This window comes from Arthrobacter sp. E1SS-5, assembly GCF_057073715.1.
Genome location: NZ_CP172703.1, coordinates 1,887,147 through 1,905,933 on the forward strand (window position 1 = coordinate 1,887,147; position 18,787 = coordinate 1,905,933).

General features: G+C 62.0%; 17 protein-coding genes and 1 pseudogene. 9 read left to right on the forward strand and 9 right to left on the reverse strand.

The annotated features are described in order from the left end of the window. Positions 1–126: 126 nt before the first annotated feature. The gene (locus ACIGJD_RS08745) at positions 127–351 is read left to right on the forward strand and encodes a hypothetical protein (RefSeq protein ID WP_286404796.1); all 225 of its coding nucleotides are present in this window, start codon (positions 127–129) and stop codon (positions 349–351) included. A gap of 25 nt (positions 352–376) precedes the next feature. Here the strand turns inward: ACIGJD_RS08745 and ACIGJD_RS08750 are convergent, their stop codons facing one another. Continuing rightward, a complete protein-coding gene (locus ACIGJD_RS08750; RefSeq protein WP_483689164.1) occupies positions 377–883 on the reverse strand; it encodes a hypothetical protein in 507 nt (168 codons plus the stop codon). Positions 884–1,731: 848 nt separating this feature from the next. Next, positions 1,732–2,343, reverse strand: coding sequence for a hypothetical protein (locus tag ACIGJD_RS08755; protein ID WP_286404799.1), 612 nt, complete (start codon positions 2,341–2,343; stop codon positions 1,732–1,734). 519 nt (positions 2,344–2,862) lie between these two features. Here ACIGJD_RS08755 and ACIGJD_RS08760 point away from each other — a divergent pair. Next, on the forward strand, positions 2,863–3,669 hold the full coding sequence (locus ACIGJD_RS08760; RefSeq protein WP_483689165.1) for an abortive infection family protein: 807 nt from the start codon (positions 2,863–2,865) through the stop codon (positions 3,667–3,669). A 164-nt stretch (positions 3,670–3,833) separates the two neighbouring features. On the opposite strand, the gene ACIGJD_RS08765 is transcribed toward ACIGJD_RS08760, so the two are convergent. Beyond that, positions 3,834–4,115 (reverse strand): hypothetical protein, encoded by a 282-nt coding sequence (locus ACIGJD_RS08765; RefSeq protein ID WP_483689166.1) that lies wholly within the window; start codon positions 4,113–4,115, stop codon positions 3,834–3,836. Between the two features lie 191 nt (positions 4,116–4,306). On the opposite strand from ACIGJD_RS08765, the gene ACIGJD_RS08770 reads away from it, so the two are divergent. From ACIGJD_RS08770 to ACIGJD_RS08795, 6 genes are all read left to right on the forward strand, one after another. Continuing rightward, positions 4,307–5,221: a LysR family transcriptional regulator gene (locus ACIGJD_RS08770; protein ID WP_483689167.1), complete on the forward strand. Its 915-nt coding sequence runs from the start codon at positions 4,307–4,309 to the stop codon at positions 5,219–5,221. Between the two features lie 131 nt (positions 5,222–5,352). Continuing rightward, entirely contained in the window at positions 5,353–6,450 is a 1,098-nt protein-coding gene (locus tag ACIGJD_RS08775; RefSeq protein ID WP_483689168.1) for a tartrate dehydrogenase, read from the forward strand. A 142-nt stretch (positions 6,451–6,592) separates the two neighbouring features. Beyond that, a complete protein-coding gene (dctA, locus tag ACIGJD_RS08780; protein WP_483689169.1) occupies positions 6,593–8,077 on the forward strand; it encodes a C4-dicarboxylate transporter DctA in 1,485 nt (494 codons plus the stop codon). Position 8,078: 1 nt separating this feature from the next. After that, on the forward strand, positions 8,079–9,254 hold the full coding sequence (locus tag ACIGJD_RS08785) for a glycerate kinase (RefSeq protein ID WP_483689170.1): 1,176 nt from the start codon (positions 8,079–8,081) through the stop codon (positions 9,252–9,254). 161 nt (positions 9,255–9,415) lie between these two features. Beyond that, entirely contained in the window at positions 9,416–10,915 is a 1,500-nt protein-coding gene (gene pyk / locus ACIGJD_RS08790; protein WP_483689171.1) for a pyruvate kinase, read from the forward strand. 103 nt (positions 10,916–11,018) lie between these two features. Beyond that, positions 11,019–11,156, forward strand: a complete 138-nt coding sequence (locus tag ACIGJD_RS08795; protein WP_483689172.1) for a hypothetical protein — start codon at positions 11,019–11,021, stop codon at positions 11,154–11,156. Here the strand turns inward: ACIGJD_RS08795 and ACIGJD_RS08800 are convergent. From ACIGJD_RS08800 to ACIGJD_RS08825, 6 genes are all read right to left on the reverse strand, one after another. After that, positions 11,153–12,175 carry an ATP-dependent DNA ligase gene (locus ACIGJD_RS08800; protein WP_483689173.1) on the reverse strand — a complete coding sequence of 341 codons (1,023 nt, stop codon included), beginning with the start codon at positions 12,173–12,175 and terminating at the stop codon, positions 11,153–11,155. The two genes, ACIGJD_RS08795 and ACIGJD_RS08800, sit on opposite strands and share 4 nt — an antisense overlap. Positions 12,176–12,201: 26 nt before the next feature. Next, positions 12,202–12,516 (reverse strand): hypothetical protein, encoded by a 315-nt coding sequence (locus ACIGJD_RS08805; protein ID WP_483689174.1) that lies wholly within the window; start codon positions 12,514–12,516, stop codon positions 12,202–12,204. 37 nt (positions 12,517–12,553) lie between these two features. Next, positions 12,554–13,852: a Y-family DNA polymerase gene (locus tag ACIGJD_RS08810; protein WP_483689175.1), complete on the reverse strand. Its 1,299-nt coding sequence runs from the start codon at positions 13,850–13,852 to the stop codon at positions 12,554–12,556. Next, positions 13,845–14,276, reverse strand: a complete 432-nt coding sequence (locus ACIGJD_RS08815) for a LexA family protein (RefSeq protein ID WP_483689176.1) — start codon at positions 14,274–14,276, stop codon at positions 13,845–13,847. The genes ACIGJD_RS08810 and ACIGJD_RS08815 overlap by 8 nt, the downstream gene beginning before the upstream one ends. Positions 14,277–14,830: 554 nt before the next feature. Then, on the reverse strand, positions 14,831–15,052 hold the full coding sequence (locus ACIGJD_RS08820) for a hypothetical protein (RefSeq protein WP_483689177.1): 222 nt from the start codon (positions 15,050–15,052) through the stop codon (positions 14,831–14,833). 387 nt (positions 15,053–15,439) lie between these two features. Continuing rightward, positions 15,440–16,642 (reverse strand): IS110 family RNA-guided transposase, encoded by a 1,203-nt coding sequence (locus tag ACIGJD_RS08825; RefSeq protein WP_483689178.1) that lies wholly within the window; start codon positions 16,640–16,642, stop codon positions 15,440–15,442. A 798-nt stretch (positions 16,643–17,440) separates the two neighbouring features. Between ACIGJD_RS08825 and ACIGJD_RS08830 the strand changes: the two are divergent. Continuing rightward, positions 17,441–18,487: pseudogene (locus ACIGJD_RS08830) on the forward strand (IS110 family RNA-guided transposase); the annotation flags it as partial. Positions 18,488–18,787 lie beyond the last annotated feature (300 nt).

An 18,787-nucleotide genomic window follows, 5' to 3' on the forward strand; every position in this document is an offset into this window, starting at 1 on the left:
AGCGTCTTCCCGTGGAGGAAGGTTTCGTACTGCACCTGAGGTCTAGATCCCACCCTGGAATCTTGGTTCAACAAGCCGGGTCTTTGGACCATAGCTGGGAACGGGCCGAGCAGTCAGGCTTTCGGTATGCCGTACTTCCTCGAATACCTAACGGACGTGAGTGCGGGCTGCTTCACGGTGGACGGCCTGGACTTCGTTCACGCCCTGGCCAAGGCAAAAAACGCGTTGCGGGGTCTGGAGTGCATTAGTGCAGCTTTGCTCTTCTCACCTGACCCCAAACCCGCCTTCGGTCAGGGTTCAGCTATCGCGACCTTCACAAAGGACGGAGGCTGGCGCTTCCACGACGAGTGACCGGCCTAGCTCCGAAGAAGTGCCATTACGGGCGTTCCTGCTCCCAAGTGCGCCAATACATCGTGAACTGGGGGGTCCGTTTTCTTCGATGAGCAGAGGTGAAATCCGCGTCGAGGGCTTCGTTGATCACCGGTAGCTGCCAGCTGCCGATAGCGGTGGCGTCTTGCCCCTTGAGCCAGGTCCGCAACCGGTCAAGCACCGGCTGCGTTGCCTCCTCGACGATGTCTTCCACGGTTCCGATAAGGTCGCTGAGACCCTCAGCCAGGGCCAACGGCATCTGGTGGGTGAGAGAAACACCCATGACATCGACGCCTTTTCCCTGGTCATCGAGAATCGCTACCGGCAATGGCATCACCAGTGTCGATTGTGAGTGCGCGACCGTGGTGTTGCGGTAGTTCCGAATGAGGTCATGCACTGCTTGGAGGTGCGCGGGAATGGGTGGGACCATTGACATCTTGTCCAGGCGGGTTCGGACGTTGGAGTCTATGAAGGGACGGATATAGGCCGTGACAGCATGGGAGGTCAGCGGCATCCACAGCGCTGAGTCCTCTCCTGAGGTCAGTGCGCAATCCAGGGCCTGCGCGGCTTCAGAGAGGTCATTCGCGTGGCTTGTCAGCTCAATTAGCAGTCTCGTGTCGGCCGTGTCGGGTAGGACTGCGGCTGGTGGGCGAGGGATCCCCAAAAGCGGTCTCCTCCTTGTCTCCGGATGATCGTTCCTCCAGGGCTAGAGAACAGCAGGCGCCCGGACGGTCAGCGCCGCGTTGAGCATCGGGCACTCAGTAGCTGCGACATCCCCGTTTCTCAAACATCGTAACCACTTGGGCGCAGTTGCTCGGAGCGTGTCCCAGTCATCCGAGAGTGCGCTCTGTTATGGTGAAACGTCCCGCTACTCCAGCTACCCCCAAGGCTGAGAGTAACGGGACATCTTCGTCGATGCAGGCGGCTGTCTTCCGCGGGCTACTGAAAGTCTCTCGGGGGGCATTCCGTACGTCGTCACAGTTGGTATGACGTACAGGGATGTGGAGTGGCCAGACTCAAGATTGGAACAAGAAGGTCCTCACTGACGGGCGGGTCGCTTCAGTCGTCGCCGCTGACTTTCTAGTCTGATTGCTAAGGGCAAGGCCGAGAGCCTTTCCGGAAGCGACGTCAAGGGGGGCGTATGAGTTCAAGTATGCCGGGGAACGAGGAAGCTTCCAGCGAGGTTCCCCCGCGGGGACGGATCCCTGTTCCCACCCCACCAAACAAACCTTTAGCTAGAGCTCGCCTAGTACAACAAAACCAGCGTTCGGCACGCCGGGAGCACGAAGTCCAGCGCGTTACCCGCGACCTTGCCGCACTTGCAATAGCACAGGCGCGATAGTTGACGGAATCCTTCAGACCTCACCAGGACGTGGGGCACGGCGCGGAACCCACGGGGATGACAGGCCTTCTGGCCCCCTCGGCCCCCGCCACCTCCACGCTCAGCCTGATGCACCTGGTCTCCGTTCCGTGGACCAGAAAGCCGCCGGGCCACCAGGTGTACGGGGTCTTCTCTGGCGGGCACGCAGTGAAGGTCACGGACGTGTTGCCTTCCGTCGCCCCGTACTCGGCCACGAGTCCCACGGTCTTTTGCTGCTCCGACGCCACGGTGACGGTGACCGTTTGCCCGGCACGCAGCCAGTACGGATTCTTCATCCATTGAACGCCATTCATGAGCTGCGTTGTGCCATCGCTGGTCTGGGAGAAGTTGTCCCTGATGAACAGCGGATCGACGTTGAAGAGCCTTTCCCCGGATGGGCTGAACCCCGCAGCGTCGGTCTGGCCCTGCAGGCATCCCGCCTCGTAGTGCCCGGCAGGCGGAGGCAGTGCCTTGACGGAGGTTGGGGCCGTGGACGACGAAGGCGGGGAGACGCTCGGAGCGTCCGGCGCCGGAGTGCCGCCGCCGGTGCATCCGGCCAGCAGCAGGATCAAAGGAACCAGTCCGAGTGGATGGCACCGTGTCTGCTCCACCATGCCCTCACGCTACGCCAGCGCGTCGTGGGCGGGAAGTACAGGACGGCGCCTCAGTCTATGCAGTGGTACATGAAGGATCCATCACCGCAGGGTACCCGCGGGAACAGGACAACCAAAGTTCCTCAGTGGGGCCAGAAATAACCGTCATGCTGGGGTCAAAAAGGTTGACTTAGTCACCCGGGCTGTGCAGACGACTTTGGAAATTCGTGCAGACGACTTCGGAAACTGACAATATCCGATACTTCCCAAGACAACCCCTTGCTCATCAAAGGTAACTTTTCCTTTTGTTGAGAATAATGCATGTGAGACACATTGCTGAGACGGACCATGTTCACCGGAATCATTGGAAAGAGGGCGTTTGGAGACGTGACAGCAAGGCGCGCACTGCGGTCCTGACAAAGGATCGTTTGTTGAGATTCATTGGTGGCGCTAGCGTTTGCATTGAAGGCACCGGGGGCGCGGAAGGCAAGCGGGAAGCTTGACGGCTTATGCATCTACTCCCTCAGAGACAATTGGACTATGAGTGCACCCTTGAACGGCGAGATAGCCGCAGCCATTGGCCAGTTCTTCTTCAGAGGTGATGGACCTTCACATTCAGCACTTACACAAGCTTTTACGGCCACCGGTTTATCGGAACACGACCCCTTCAACCCGGCAACGCAAACTCCGAACAAGCAGCAGCGCGTAATCTCCGTTTCGCGGGTTGGGGCACGCAAAGTAGCCACCGCCCGAAAGCTCACTGAAGAGCTACTCGATGCGCTTCGACTCCACGGTAGCTTCAACTCCCCTGAGGACACGCAACGAGTAGAAGGCCTACGTTCGGCACTGGAGCACGCTGGCTGGGGGTTGTCTGCCGATGGGCGACTGCAGCAGCAGGGGAAGATCGACTTAGAGACTGGGGGACGCCCCGCTTTGAACGAGCAGCTAGAACGGTTGCGGAGAAACATAGATGATCCAGCAGCTTTGCTCGGCGGAGCAAAGGAATTGATCGAGGCAATCGCCAAGTTCGTTCTCGAGGAAGGCGGTTTATATCCTGACCCCCGTATCCCGTTCCCCGGGCTGATTGATCTTTCATTCGAACGATTGTCTTTGCTGCCAGCAGTCGTCGGTGAGTCATCGGAAGGCACAAGACAAATCCGCGAAATCTATAGGTCCGCTAAGAAGACAGTCATAGCGATCAATGAGCTGAGAAACCTTCAAGGTACAGGCCACGGCAGAACGCTTCCCACTGGGGTGACAACGGAAGCGGCTCGATACGTCATCCGGGAGGCAACGCACGTTGCCGAGCTGATGCTCACAACTCATGATCGTCTGATGGGCCGATGATGAACCTGCCCCATTCCTTCCCTGGGGCCCGGACAACGGTCGGTTCACGGCCAACTGCCGGAGGTCGCCCAGGAGCGGATGAGCGGTCTAGCGATGTGGGAGGCGGGGGAGTGCGGGCCGTTGGTGCCCCGGTTGGCCGTACCTGCTGGCTGCAGTAAGCGGCCCTAGGAGTTGGAAGACCGGACGGGACTGTCGGAATCAAGAAGTGTTGTGTACCCGTCGGCCCGGTGGAAGAGGCGCCGCCCGGCGCCGTTTTCCTGAATCAGCCATAGGAAGTGGCCGTCATCGGAGATTTCGTCGACGAGTCCGGAGCTTCGGGGGTTTGAGCGGTCCGAGGTCAGCAGCACAACGGAGTCACCTGGTGCCAGGTGGCTCCAGCTTTTCACCTCTTTGCGGAGGTAGTTGGACATGCTTGCGTGGAACATTGGGAGATGTGAGATAGACATGATGGTGGCCTTTGATAGTGCCTACAGCTCGAAGCGGCTACTCGACTAAGTGCTCCGTCGTTTCCCAATTAGACCGGCTCGTCTGAGGGTGCGTCCAAGACTAAGGATCAATATGGTTGATAGGCATGGGCTATCAACTCTGCTGCGGTCGGTGAGCAAGCTGGTGTTCGATTCCCTTAAAGGACAAATCTGTGGATACGCGAAAGCTGAAGTATTTCCTGGCCGTTGTGGATCATGACGGCTTCAATCGGGCTGCAGAGCATCTGCTGATAGCGCAGCCTTCGTTGTCCCAGACCATTGCCAGCCTTGAAAAAGATCTGGGCGTCCCGCTCTTCCATCGGATCGGCCGCCGCGCTGTCCTCAGCGAAGCCGGTCAGGAACTGGTTGGTCCTGCGCGGCTGGTTATGAGGGACCTCGACGCCGCCCAGTCCGCGGTGCAGGCTCTGCGAGGTGTCCGCAGCGGCCAGCTGGACATCATCACGATGCCCTCTCCAGGGATTGAGCCTCTGACTTCGATGATCGCCGGATTCACCCGCTCGCACCCATCGGTTCGGTTGAACGTGGTTGCGGCCTTCACTCCTGAGGAAGTCATCGAATCTGTGCGAAGCGGCAGCACGGAGATCGGGCTGGCAGGCTCGCCCAACCCTATACGCGTACCCGGGGTCCAGGTGCTGGAACTGGAACGGCAGCCACTGATCCTCATTGTGAACCCCCACACGGATACTTTCCGGCCCGGAACAGCGATTCCACGGGAAGATCTGGCCGGCCACCGGCTCATTGCGAGCCAGCGCGGTTCTCTGATGCGCTGGATGGTGGACGATGCCCTGGCCCGCGGCGTGGATTTAGAGATCGTGGTTGAGGTGGCGCACCGGACTTCCATCCTGCCGCTGGTCCTCGCCGGCGTCGGACACGCCGTCATGCCGTCGTCCTGGGCCCCGCTGGCGCATCGGTCCGGGCTGCGCACTCTTCTCATCGAGCCGGTGTCCGACCTCGATGTGGCAATTCTGAGCCGTAAACAGGACCTTACCCCGGCTGCAAAGGCATTTCTCCAAATTGCCGAGCTCCACGCGAGCCGACCAGAAGTGCGTCCTCACGAGCAGCCATAGGCTGATCCTATTTAGCGCATTCAATCTTAGTCTTGGACGCATGTGGGCTACCGCACGTCTACTTGATGAGGAAGGAACGGTGTGACCCCCATAACAGGGAAACACCCCACTCAACGAGGAGACACAGCACCATGAGCAACACCCAGAAGTTCAACATCGCTTCAATCCCCGCCGACGGCGTGGGCAAGGAAGTTGTCGCAGCAGGCCGCCGCGTCCTGGACGCCCTGGCCGAAAACTCCAACGGCAAGTTCGCGTTCGACTGGACCGAGTTCCCCTGGGGCTCGGAGTACTACGCCAAGACGGGCCAGATGATGGACCCCAAGGGTCTGGACGCCCTGAAGGACTTCGACGCCATCTACTTCGGCGCCGTTGGCTGGGAAAACGTCCCGGACCACATCAGCCTCTGGGGCCTGCGCCTGAACATCACCCAGAACTTCGACCAGTGGGCCAACATCCGCCCCGTCAAGTTCCTCCCCGGCGTGCAGTCCCCGCTACGCAAGGCCGACAACACCGAACTCGACTGGGTTGTGGTCCGCGAAAACAGCGAAGGCGAATACGCCGGCCTTGGCGGCCGGAACCTCAGCGGCCGCGGCCCTGGCAACGAGGTCGCCCTGCAGACCGCATTGTTCACCGAAAAGGGCTGCGAACGCATCATGCGCTTCGCCTTCGACCTGGCCCGCACGCGCACGGTCAAGAAGGTCTCCTCGGTCACCAAGTCCAACGCCCAGCAGTACGGCATGGTCCTGTGGGACGAAGTCTTCAACCGCGTCGCCCTGGACTACCCGGACGTGCAGACCGAAAGCGTCCTGGTGGATGCCATGAGCGCCAAGTTCATCCTCAAGCCCGAGGACCTCTCCGTCGTCGTGGCCTCCAACCTGAACGCCGACATCCTCTCCGACCTCGGCTCCGCCCTCGCCGGCAGCCTCGGCCTGGCCGCCAGCGCCAACCTGAACCCGGAGCGCCGCTTCCCGTCCATGTTCGAACCGGTCCACGGATCCGCCCCGGACATCGCAGGCCAGGGCATCAGCAACCCGATCGGTGCCATCGCCTCCGCTGCCCTGATGCTGGACCACTTCGGCCTGCACGAGGAAGCCCGCCGCGTCGAAGCCGCCATTGAAGCAGCCACCGGCGCCGGTCACCTGACCCGCGACGTGGGAGGCGACGCCAACACCGAGGACGTCACCGAAGCCATCATCAAGGCCCTCACGCTCGCCCCGGCAGCCGTCTAAGCAAGCAGCAGCAGCCCCGGCGCCGCCGTCGCGGTTGCCGGCGTCAAGCACGGGGCGGGTAGTGAAGCCATACCGCTGCCCGCCCCGCACCACCTTTCTTTCAGAACATCCTCCAGCGACATTCCACAATGAGGTAGGAATCATGGACCACATCACGACCGCCGGCAAAGCGAATCCGGCCACCAAACCCCGCTGGTACCGCCAGCTCTACTTCTGGGTACTGACCGCGATCGTCATCGGTATCCTCGTCGGCTGGCTGGCGCCGGCCACCGGCATTGCCATGGAGCCGATCGGCACCACCTTCGTGAACGCGATGAAGATGCTGATCGGCCCCATCGTGTTCCTCACGATCGTGGGCGGCATCGCCAGCGTCGCGGACCTGAAGAAGGTGGGCATGACCGGGCTCAAGGCCCTGACCTACTTCCAGATCGGCACCATTTGCGCCCTGGCCTTCGGCCTGGTGGCCATCAATGTCTTCCGCCTCGGCGAAGGCGTCAACGCGGACCCTGGCAGCATCAAGACCTCCGACTCGGCTGCCAAACTGATCGACGCCGGAGCCCACCAGGAATGGTGGCAATTCATCACCAACATCATCCCCACCAGCATCGTCCAGCCGTTCGTGGTGGGTGACATCCTGCAGATCATCTTCATCGCCGTTGTCTTTGGCATCGCACTGAACGCGATGGGCAAGGTCGGCGCCCCGGTCCTTGACGGCGTGCAGCGCCTCACCGGGGTCATGTTCAAGATCCTGGGCTTCATCATGAAAGCAGCACCCCTGGGTGCATTCGGGGCCATGGCCTTCGCGGTAGGCAAGTACGGCGTCTCCTCCCTGACCAGCATGGGCGGACTCATCGCCCTTTTCTACGCCACGTCCATCCTGTTCGTCGTGGTGGTCCTCGGCTCGGTCATGGCGTTCCTGAAGCTGAACATCTTCAGCATGATCCGGCACCTCAAAGAGGAATACATGCTTATCCTGGGCACCTCCACGGCCGAACCTGCCCTGCCCGGCCTGATGCGTAAGCTCGAAAACGCCGGCGTGAAGAAGGAAACCGTCGGGCTCGTCGTACCCACCGGCTACAGCTTCAACCTTGACGGCGCTGCCATCTACCTGTCCCTGGCCGCCCTGTACATCGCCCAGGCCACCAACACCCACCTGAGCATCGGCCAGCAGCTGGGTCTGCTCGCCGTCATGCTCCTGACCTCCAAGGGCGCAGCCGGCGTCGCAGGCGGCGGCTTCATCGCCCTGACAGCCACCCTTGCCACCATCGGCACCATCCCAGCCGCAGGGATCATGCTCATCTTCGGCATCGACAAGTTCATGTCCGAATGCCGCGCGCTGGTCAACTTCACCGGCAACGCCGTCGCCACGCTGTTCATCGCCTGGTGGGACCGCACCCTCGACGCCGACCGCGTCCGGCGCGTATTCGCTGGCGAAGTTCTCGAACCCGTGCGCGGCGAAGATCCCGTCCATGTCGATGAAGTTGCCGATATCGATGAGGACCTTGTCGAATACGGCCACCACTCACCCAAGCAGCACGCTTCGGTGGATGCAGCACCCAAGCACGCCGCCGACGCTGACCTTGGACAGTCCACCGACCTCAGCCCCGCCTACTCGAAAAACGTGTGACATGACCAGCACTACCGCCCCGAAAACCCTGCGGACCCTCATCGCCCCCGACAAGTTCAAAGGCAGCCTCACCGCCAACGAGGTCGCACAGGCCCTGGCCGCAGGGCTTCGCTCCGCCGCTGATGAAGCCGGAACAACCGGAGCGGTCCAGTGCGAACTCCTACCCCTGGCCGACGGCGGCGACGGCAGCGTCGACGCCGCTGTCGCCGCCGGCTTCACCCGCCGCAGCTGCACCGTCGCTGGCCCTACCGGAGACCCCGTTCAGACCAGCATCGCCTACGACGGGACAACTGCAGTTGTAGAAGTCGCCAATACCTGCGGACTCGCACAGCTCCCTCAGGGGAAGCTCGAAGCACTGCAATCCTCCAGCCGTGGATTCGGTGACGCCGTCCTGTTCGCCCTCAGTCTTAACCCCGACAGGATCGTCCTCGCCCTGGGCGGCAGCGCCAGCACTGACGGTGGAATGGGGATGCTCACTGCCCTCGGCTACAGCTTCCACGACGCTGCAGGACGGCAATTTCACGGCAGCGGAACAGCTTTGGGGCAGATAGTATCCGTGAGGCGAACCGAACTCCCGGAGCTGGCCGGTACAGAACTCATCGTCGCCAGCGACGTCCACAACCCCCTGCGCGGCCCCAACGGAGCACCTGCTGTTTTCGGTCCCCAAAAAGGCGCTACAGCAGAGGATGTGGCATTCCTCGACGAGAGCCTGGGCCACTTCGTCGCCAGGATGGCGGAAGCAGGAGTATCCGGCGCGGATTCGCTCGCAGCAAACGAAGGCGCGGGCAGCGCCGGTGGAATCGGCTATGCCTGCCTGCTGCTGGGAGCGAAGCAGGTTTCCGGAGCCGACTACTTCCTCGACCTGCTGGACTTCAACACCCGCAAGGACAACTGCGAAGTCGTCATCACCGGCGAAGGCAGCATCGACGAGCAAACTCTCGCCGGAAAACTGCCTGCAGCGGTGGCCCGGCGATCCGGCAACCGCCCAGTTTTCGCGGTCGCCGGCCGCTCCCTCCTCCCTAAAGAGCGGTGGTCAGACATGAATCTGACCAATGTCTACACTCTGGCCGAATATACGGATCGGGACTCATCCAAAGATCCCCAACTTTCCGCCGCGTTGCTGCAAAAAATCGGCAAAGACATCGGAGCAAGCCTCCTGCAGCTGACCTATACGTAGCGGGAGACCAAAGCACCCGCCCGAGGGTCACACGGGCGGGTGCTTTTTCGTGGTAACCCTCCTGCACGCCGATCCCCTTACGGGGCCACCCAACGGGGACTAGAAGCGCCGCAGACCCCCAAGCTCAACATCGAATCCCCAAGAGAACCAAGGGTAGGTATATGAGACGCGCAAAAATTGTGGCTACGTTCGGCCCGGCAATTGCCAGCTACGAAAACACGCTCGCGGTGCTGGAATCCGGCGTTGACGTCGCCCGCATGAACATGAGCCACGGTGACTACACCGTGCATGACAACACCTACGAGAACGTCCGCAAGGCCGCAGAAGAGCTGGGCAAAGCCGTGGCGATCATGGCCGACCTGCAGGGCCCCAAGATCCGCCTGGGCCGTTTCGTTGACGGCCCGCACGCCCTGGCCGTGGGTGACATCTTCACCATCACCACCGAGGACGTTCCCGGTACCCAGGAAATCTGCTCCACCACCCTGAAGAGCCTCACCGAGGACGTCAAGGTGGGCGATGCCCTGCTGATCGACGACGGCAAGGTGGCCCTGCGCGCCACCGAGGTCGACGACGTCAAGGTCGTCGCCGAGGTCACCGTGGGCGGCATGGTGTCCAACAACAAGGGCATCAACCTCCCCGGCGTGGCCGTCAACGTGCCCGCGCTGAGCGAAAAGGATGAGGACGATCTGCGCTGGGCAATCCGCCGCGGTGTTGACCTAGTCGCGCTGTCGTTTGTCCGCGACGCATCGGACATCAGCCGCGTGCACGAGATTATGGATGAGGAAGGCCGCCGCGTGCCGGTCATCGCCAAGATCGAGAAGCCGCAGGCCGTGGAGCAGCTGCCTGAGATTATCGACGCGTTCGACGCCATTATGGTGGCCCGTGGCGACCTGGGCGTGGAACTGCCGCTGGAGGAAGTGCCGATCGTCCAGAAGCGCGCAGTGGAACTGGCGCGCCGCTGGGCCAAGCCGGTCATCGTGGCCACGCAGGTCCTCGAGTCTATGATCGACAACCCGCGCCCCACCCGTGCAGAAGCTTCGGACTGCGCGAACGCCGTGCTCGACGGTGCCGACGCTGTCATGCTCTCCGGTGAGACAAGCGTGGGGAAGTACCCCATCGAGACCGTGAAGACCATGGCCCGGATCATCGAGTCCACCGAGGTCCATGGCCTGGAGCGCGTCCCCCCGCTGGGGACCAAGCCGCGGACCGGTGGCGGCGCCGTCACCCGTGCCGCCGTCGAAATTGCCGACCAGCTGGACGCGAAGTACATTTGTGCGTTTACCCAGTCCGGTGATTCCGCGCGCCGTCTGTCCCGCCTGCGGCCCATCAAGCCGGTCTTCGCTTTCACCCCGGTGGAGCAGGTGTGGAACCAGATGGCCCTCACTTGGGGCATCCAGCCGGTGCTGGTGCAGATGGTGGACCATACGGACGCCATGACCGCGCAGGTTGACCGCAGCCTTGAAGAGATGGGCCTGGTGCAGGACGGTGACCTGGTGGTCATCGCCGCGGGGTCGCCTCCCGGAAAGGCCGGCTCCACCAACTCACTGAAGGTGCATAAGGTGGGCGACCTCGCCGACTCCACCCGCGGGGGAGAGGTCACGAGCAACAAGGAAAAGCTCGGCCCCTGGCCGGAAAAGAAGAAGAAAAAGGCCAAGGCGTAGTTGTGATGCGCACCGCCCCCGGGTCAATAGCGTGCGCAACAACGGGCCGGAGCTCATCGAGGCTGCCGAACCTGCAGCGAAATAGACTCGTGCGGTGATACTTATGGGCACTGTTACCAACCCGGACGGCAGTTACATCCACATCGAGGCCGAAGGCAACACCTATGAGGAAGCGCGGGAAAATCTCTACGCTCTCTTGGAAGAGGGCCAGAACCTCATCGTGATCCGCACGGATCGCTAACCCACGTGAAGCCGGTCCGGCAGCGTGACATCGTCAGGCGCCAGCTCGGGCCGGGCTCTGAGTAGCCGTAATGGGTGACGGAAGGATCTGCCGGACCAGGCGGTGTCGGCGGAGACCTCAACTACCATAGGTTCCACAAGGGTCAGGGCCACGGGTTCCTTGTCCCTGTTGAACCTGTCCAGGGTCGTACCTTTCACAATGGCCGGCCAGGGATGGTCGCCGTTTGGCGGGTGAAGCCACCTTGCCAGCTCCCTGCCCTCCCTAGCCTTCAGTGGCGTGGACCGGCCCACGATCCGCAGCTCGCCGTCCAGGACCAGACCGGCGACGACCTCGGAAGGTTGGGTGATCGGCCCGATCACCGCGCCGCAAATAACTTCCACGGTTTCTCTGTCCTTCCACTTCAACCAGGAACGGACGCCGGGCGTGTACGGCTGATTCATGCCTTTGATGACCAGCCCTTCGACCCCGGTATGGGGCAGATCTTCAAACCACTGCTCTGCAACAATGCGGTCCGTGGTGGTGGGGGAGAGGGACAGCGGCGGTTCCCAACCGTTGGCCAGTTCTTCGAGGAGCGCCCGCCGCTGAGATAAAGGAAGGTCACGGGCGTCATGACCGGCGACGGCCAGCACATCGAACGCAACGTAATTGGCCGGCGCTGCTGCTACCAGCCCGGGCAGGGTTTTGGGTCCGGCGCCCAGGCGCTGCTGGAGGGCGGTGAAGTTCAGCCGGCCTTGGCTCCAGATCACGGCTTCGCCGTCGATCACGCATCCCGGGGGAACGACCGCAGCGACCGCTGAGCAGAGTTCGGGGAAGTACCCTGTCAGTTCCTTTCCTTGCCGGGACCACAATGTCGCCCCGCGCTCCTCCCGGACTGCAACACATCTGTACCCGTCCCACTTGGGTTCAAACAGCCAGGTCCCGTGTGATGTGTCACCACGTGGCATCTTGTCCACGGCGCGGGCCAGTGCAACTTTCACGGGAGGGATAAGCCCTGCCGGCAACCCGGCCCTGATATCCATGGCCCTTACGCTACGCAGGAGCTGGTTCAGATGTCAGTGATGGCCTCCAGTAGCCACTGTGCAGCGAGGGGTTCCCTGCGCAGGTCGAAGGTCCGCAGCTGCGAGTCCGACCCGCCCAAGCGAACTTGAACACGCCAGTGTTCGATGTCGACGACGTTTCCGACGCCCACGGGGACGCTGCGGCGGGTCTCCCACCATGAGTCTCTGGTGAACCAGTGGACAGGTTCTTCGGTGACGGCCCAGATCCGTCCGTCATAGCGGACGGCCAGGGGGGTGCCGGCCTTGGTAAACCGGACGTCCACAGGGGCGTTGAGGGTAGGGGCTTCTGGGGTGATGGTCATGTACTTGTTGTCTTCCTGGGTGGTGCAGAGGGGCTGGTTAGGCGGCTTTGACGAGGGGGAGTTCATCCCAGTGGGTGGTGTATCGGGGGGAGAGCATGTCGCGTTTCATGGTCCAGTCGGGCCCGCCCCGGATTCCTCCGTGGCCCAGGCCGATGGACCCGCGGCCGTACCGGCGGGTGACGCCCTCCAGCAGGGTTCCGATGTGCCGTTCCTCGTGGGGGTTTTCGAACAGGGACAGGGGTGCCTGGTTGCCGCTGGGGCGCAGGTCGGTGACCATGATCCCGGCCCTGGCGTACCTGACGCCCTCGACAATGCGGGGCAGGAGGGCGTGGCTGGCTTTGGTCAGGATCACCGGGTCGGCGGTGGGCATAGGCAACGGCACGCACACTGATGGGTATGACGTGTCCTTGGGGTTGAAGTGCGAGGTTCCGGCAAACGCGGTCAGGACTTTGGCCTGCAGCCCGTGTTTGGCCAGCCGCGCAGAGGCCTGCTGCCCGTACACGCTCATGACCTGGCGGATCCCGGCTGCGGTGGTGATGGGCTTGGCGAACGACCGGGAGAAGATCAGCTGGTCCCGCCCGATCCGTTCCTCTTCCATGGGGATGCAGGGGGTTCCCTGCAGTTCCAGGACGGTACGCATCACGACGACATTGAACTTGTCCCTGATCGCCACCGGATCGGCCCGGACCAGATCGGCGATGGTGAAGATCCCCATGGTGTTCAGCCGCCTGGTCAGCCGTCCGGCGACGCCCCACACTTCCTCGACGGACAGCCGACCCAGCAGCGCCTCGCGCTCCGGGGCGGGGACAGAGTCCCAGTGGCATACCCCGCCGAAGGCCTTGTTGTTCTTCGCCCACTTGTTGGCCAGCTTCGCCAGCGTCTTCGTCGGTGCGATCCCGACGCAGACCGGCACGCCGACGTTGCGCCGGACAGCCGCTTTCATCGACCGGCCCAGCGCCAGGAGCTCTGCAGGGGTACCTTTGACGCCGAGGAAGGCCTCATCGATGCTGTAAACCTCCAGCCAGGCCGAGTACCGTCCCAGCAGCTCCATCACACGGGAACTGATATCGCCATACAGCTCGTAGTTGCTGGACAGCGCGACCAGGCCCCATTCCTTGGCCCTAGGAGCCAGCTTGAACCAGGGATCGCCCATGCCGATACCCAGGGCCTTGGCTTCGGGGGAGCGGGTGACAGCGCAGCCGTCATTTTTGGACAGCACGATCACGGGCTTGCCTTCCAGGGAAGGGTTGAACGCACGCTCCGCCGAGGCGTAGAAGCAGTTGACGTCCACGTGAGCGATCTGCGGCATGTGCCGCATCAGGGCCGGCTTAGACATGATGCAAACACCGGAAGGCCGTGCCCCATATCGTCAGATCAGACAGGGCCGGCACTTCAATGTCCGGGTACTCAGGGTTCTCCGCCTGCAGGATCACTCCCTTCGGTGTGATCCTCAGCCGCTTGATCGTCAGCTCCCCATCCAGGACAGCGACGACCACGGACCCGTCACGCGGCTCCAGCGCCCGGTCAACGATCAGCTCATCCCCGTCGCTGATCCCGGCCCCGTGCATCGACTCCCCGGACACCCGCACCACGTAGGTGCTAGTGACGTCCTTAATCAGGTGCGCATTCAGGTCGATCCGGCCGTCGAAGTAGTCCTGCGCCGGCGAGGGGAACCCTGCCGCGACCGGCACCGGGGAGACCAGCACCGACAACAGAGACGCGCCCGCATCTATCACGCGGGGACCGACAATGACGCTCACAACACACCTTTTATTCGAATATTTGTTCGATTCCCTAAGCGTACTCGCTGACCCTGACAAAGCAGGATTTCCGGGCGAAGTTGCATGTGATGCAGGATTGTTGACCGGCTACCAAGGGAGGGGTCGCTGCCCACGGCCGGGGACAATTTCATCTGCGTTATCCACCGCTGCTACTGCCGAAGGGAGCTTCCTCGTGGCTCCCAAAAATCCAGCCGTGGATAACCCGCATTGCCCCCAACTGTGGACAGGACCGACGCCGAGCGCGCGGGCGAACCGGGGCTCGCCCTGGTTTTCGCTGCGCTTCAACCAGTTGATGGGCGTCCGCTGGCGCGGCCGGCTGTTGGGTCCAGGGCGCGCCGTCGCAGAGCTCCGGACCCCCTGGCCCTTGTGTGTCTACGACGATGCTCCTATAGTGGTCAAATCGCCCTCTTATGCGGCTGTTGTCGCTCGATTTTGGCAGTGGATCTCGTGGAAGTCGACGTTGCCGGATGCTGCCGGATAAGGGGCCACTGGGGAGCGGCTGCAGAGGGTGGGCGGATGCTACTCCGGGGTCGTCAGTCCTTGGTTTTCCAGCCCATGGCTGTTGTGTAGGCTGCCACGACGTATCCCCCGCCAAAGGACGGGTGGGATTCGGTGGTTTGGCGTAAGGTCGCGCTGGTGCAGCCCAAACCGTGGATAGCGTTCTTGGCCTTGGTGAGGGCGTCGCTGATACCCGTGGCTTCAACCGCAAAACAGCCCGACCCTTTGTCCGTCACGTATGTGAGGAAGAACGCCATGGAGGGAAGTTTGGCAGGACCAGGAGATTTTTCGTACGGCCTAAAGACCCCTCATGGGCATAGGTTTTGACACGTTTAGGGGTCCCATCCCCGGTCTCATTTAGCCAGTTCTTCCAGTGTCACTCTCAGAACTTCTACCTCTAGCCCTTGGAGGAGGGGGATGTCATGAACGAAAGCGTCCAGTTCCAGGACGCCAGCGTTTCCTCCTCGCGATTTGTACTGAAGCCAGAGGTCCTCCATAGAGAGCTCACCTTTTTCCAGGAGGTGCAGGGCTGCGGGGCGAGGATCGTATCTTTCCATCTCGACCTTCTGGATGCAGTTGGGCCGTGTGTTGTCTTTGCTGGAAAGGCATCATGAAAGACCGTGGGACCGCCACTGTTTGACGTCCTATAAGGCTACGCTCTGGCTGGATCTAAGGCTCCGTTCGGTACCCCCTCCTTTACGCTGGTTGGTCAGCCATTGCCGGTAGTCCGCGGCGAGGGTGTCGTTGCGGATGTGCCCGCGTTCCAGACGAGAAATGATGGAAACCCATTGACCAAGTTCCCCAGCTACGGTCGTGATGGTGAGCCCGAGTTCTGTCCGCATGTGGCGGAGGTCGGAGTTGTCAGGTGCCGGCCGCGGGTTGGTGATTTGGCGGTAGATTTCCCTGGCTGCATAGCGTTTGAGGCAGCGCATGATTTCGCGTTTGCCCTTGCCCGCGGACGTACGTTTAGCCACGTAATCCTTGGTCCGCTGGCACGAGCCCATGCGGACCAGCACTACCTGGTGCAAGGCGTTATTGGCGTTGCGGTCGCCGCCTCTACTGAGCCGATGTCGGGTTGTTTTGCCGGACGAGGCTGGTACCGGGGCGACCCCGACAAGTGAAGCGAACTGGGCTTCGTTCCCCAAGCGCTCCGGGTTGTCCCCGACGGTGATCAACAGCTGGCTGGCTACCTCGGTCCCGACTCCCGGGAGATCGCAAAGCAGCGGGGCATAGCTGTCGAGGATTTCCTTGAGCGCCGCGTCGGCAGCTTCAATTTCTACTCCCAAGGCTTGGCAGCGGGCTGCCAATGCCTTGAGCGTCAGAAGAGCGACGTACTCGGGGTCAGCCATGTGCCCGGAAGGTCGGGTGCGCTGCAAGGCAATAATCAGAGCGGAGGTAGGCATTGCCCGGAATTTAGCCCGGATCTTGTCCGGGGACGATACGAGGAGCGCCTTGATCTGGTTGATGGCCGCAGTCCGGGCCTTGATGGCTGACGCGCGTCCGGAACGTACGATCCGCAGGCATTCCACGGGGCCGTCTTTGGCCTTCGGAATCGCCCTCGTCCGTCCCTCGAGCACGGACTTGGCGGCCTGGTAGGCATCCAGGGGATCGGACTTTCCGTTGAGTCTGCGGGCGGCCCGGTTCGGGCGGTTTACCTCCAGCACGGTCAGCCCTTTACTCCGGAGGGTTCGGGCGAGCTCGGCGCCGTAGGACCCTGTGCCTTCGACACCGACGGCGGTGACTGTGCCGTAGCTGGTGATGAAGTCGATGATTTTCCGGTATCCGGACCCCACGGCCAGGAATTCCTTGTCCGCGAGGGGTTTGCCGTGTTCGTTGATGACGGCCACGTGGTGTGTGTCGGCGTGGGTGTCGATGCCCGCGATGACTTTTGTTGGTTTGCTTGCCAAGATGGAAATTGCCCCTCAGTCGCGTCGAATGCTGATTGATCGGGCGCGGGCCAGGTGGGCAGACAAAACGGTAATGGGACTGGTCGTATCAGGCTCCTATGAGGTCATGTCCGCCTGGCTCGACACCCCTTTTAACGGACCTTGCGCCGGCGGACAGATCGTCGGGAAGACAGTGCCGCCTGGTACGTCAGTTTTTGGCTGGGTCACGCCGGCTCAAGGACTGTTCCAGTATTACCGTTTTTGGCTGCTGTCCTTCGGATTGTACGTGCCCGTTCCGGCCCCTCTAGCCCCTCCGTTCCTCCGGGGCCTGCGGCCCGGAAAGTCTTCTCCGGCGCTCCTTCGTCGCTTATTTCCTCCGAAGATTTTCCGGGTCTTGCCCTGCGGGTAGACGGGCCTGCACGTGCACAGCTCCGCAAGCTTCGCCAGCAGCCAAAAACAACTGTGAGTCTTGACGTGGTTGGTCTGGGACTGGCTGGCAGTGTTGGTGCCGGTCGTTCTGCCTGGCGCGTGACTCGAAAAACAATTTGCCCCTTGTGGGTGCGTTTCCCCCGACTTGTCCGCGCTGGGTGGAGCGGCCGGCGTTGGCCTGACCCACGTCGGTGGCTTGATTAGAAGCTTGCCCAGCCTTTGGCGGTTGTGGCTCATCACAGTTTTGCCTCGAAGTGACTTTTTCCCAGGTTCAATGCTGGCCGTCGTGCGGCCGTTCTTGCCCGTTTACCAGGAAGGAGGGTTGCAGCGTTGGCTATCGTTGCTCAGACCCGCCCGTTCGTCATCGGCGTGGACTGTCACGCCCGCACCCACACGTACGCCGTCATTGAGGCCAGCACCAAGCGACAAGTTGCGTGCGAGCAATTCCCAACCACCCCGGCAGGGATTTCCCGCGCCCTCGCCTGGGTGGGCCGAAGGACAGACGGAGATATGGGCTGTCTCTGGGCGATTGAGGGTGTCGGTACTTATGGGGCGCGCCTGGCCAGGGCAGTAAGCGACGCTGGCTACGACGTCGCCGAAGCTCCACGGATGAATGCCAGGCAACGCCGAGGGCTCGGCAAATCCGACCCGCTGGACGCGGCCGCTATTGGAACCGCTGTCCTTGGGTTAGAGGAGTCCGAGCTCCGGGCTCCGCGCCGTGACGAAGGTACCCGCGCCGCACTGCGGATCCTAAGTGCTGCACGTGATCAATTGACCCGGGACCGAACAATGAATGTCAATGCGCTCGTGGCGTTGCTTCGGGCACACGATCTGGGAATCGACGCCCGTAGAGCACTGGTTCCCGCCCAGATCGCCACGATCACCAGATGGCGGGAACGGCAGGAGCCGATCGAATTGTCGACTGCGCGCGAAGAAGCAATTAGGTTGTCGCGCCGCGTTCTCGAAGCGACTACTCAGCTGGCGGCGAACCAGAAGCGCATGACAGAGCTGATCCAGCAAAGCCCCGCAGCGCCGCTGTTGGAGATGGTAGGCGCTGGGGCTGTCACAATCGCTACTGTCCTGACGGCATGGTCGCATCCAGGAAGGGTTCGCAGCGAAGCTGCCTTTGCCTCACTGGCAGGGGTGAATCCCTTGCCCGCCTCGAGCGGTAACACCGTCCGGCACAGGCTCAATCGGGGCGGTGATAGGCGCCTCAACAGAGCTTTGCACACCATCACGATGACCCGAATGGTTCACGATCCCGGAACACGTAACTACGTCGCCAAACGTACTCAAGAGGGCCGAAGCTACCGGGAGATCCGTAGATCCCTGAAGCGCTACATCGCCCGGACTCTCTACCGCCAACTTAACACCCTGTACGCCACCGTGGGACCGTCCCCATTTCGAGCCTTGGGGAGTGCCCGTGACCGGGAACAGGATCACAAGACGCACAATATCCAGTTTGATCATGCCGTGACCACGGGGACGTTCGAACTTCCAAGCATAGCGAAGAGCCAGGACAACATGTCCGAGCGGAAGCTGTGTACGGTCCGCTGAACCTTGGCGGGACCTTCCGCAGTTTTGTCCAAGGTTTTGATCAAGACAGTTGCTGGCCGATAGGCAGAGGTCTAGCGTCGGGGCACCACTCGTTGGGGGTTCGGGCTTTCGGTAATAACT

Bases quoted from the DNA above. Each gene is read 5' to 3' on its own strand.
- ACIGJD_RS08785 (WP_483689170.1), top strand. From the start codon at position 8,079: ATGACCAGCACTACCGCCCCGAAAACCCTGCGGACCCTCATCGCCCCC.
- ACIGJD_RS08765 (WP_483689166.1), bottom strand. From the start codon at position 4,115: ATGTCTATCTCACATCTCCCAATGTTCCACGCAAGCATGTCCAACTAC.
- ACIGJD_RS08805 (WP_483689174.1), bottom strand. From the start codon at position 12,516: ATGACCATCACCCCAGAAGCCCCTACCCTCAACGCCCCTGTGGACGTC.
- ACIGJD_RS08775 (WP_483689168.1), top strand. From the start codon at position 5,353: ATGAGCAACACCCAGAAGTTCAACATCGCTTCAATCCCCGCCGACGGC.
- ACIGJD_RS08760 (WP_483689165.1), top strand. From the start codon at position 2,863: ATGAGTGCACCCTTGAACGGCGAGATAGCCGCAGCCATTGGCCAGTTC.
- ACIGJD_RS08750 (WP_483689164.1), bottom strand. From the start codon at position 883: ATGCCGCTGACCTCCCATGCTGTCACGGCCTATATCCGTCCCTTCATA.
- ACIGJD_RS08745 (WP_286404796.1), top strand. From the start codon at position 127: ATGCCGTACTTCCTCGAATACCTAACGGACGTGAGTGCGGGCTGCTTC.
- ACIGJD_RS08795 (WP_483689172.1), top strand. From the start codon at position 11,019: ATGGGCACTGTTACCAACCCGGACGGCAGTTACATCCACATCGAGGCC.
- dctA (WP_483689169.1), top strand. From the start codon at position 6,593: ATGGACCACATCACGACCGCCGGCAAAGCGAATCCGGCCACCAAACCC.
- pyk (WP_483689171.1), top strand. From the start codon at position 9,416: ATGAGACGCGCAAAAATTGTGGCTACGTTCGGCCCGGCAATTGCCAGC.
- ACIGJD_RS08755 (WP_286404799.1), bottom strand. From the start codon at position 2,343: ATGGTGGAGCAGACACGGTGCCATCCACTCGGACTGGTTCCTTTGATC.
- ACIGJD_RS08810 (WP_483689175.1), bottom strand. From the start codon at position 13,852: ATGTCTAAGCCGGCCCTGATGCGGCACATGCCGCAGATCGCTCACGTG.
- ACIGJD_RS08820 (WP_483689177.1), bottom strand. From the start codon at position 15,052: ATGGCGTTCTTCCTCACATACGTGACGGACAAAGGGTCGGGCTGTTTT.
- ACIGJD_RS08800 (WP_483689173.1), bottom strand. From the start codon at position 12,175: ATGGATATCAGGGCCGGGTTGCCGGCAGGGCTTATCCCTCCCGTGAAA.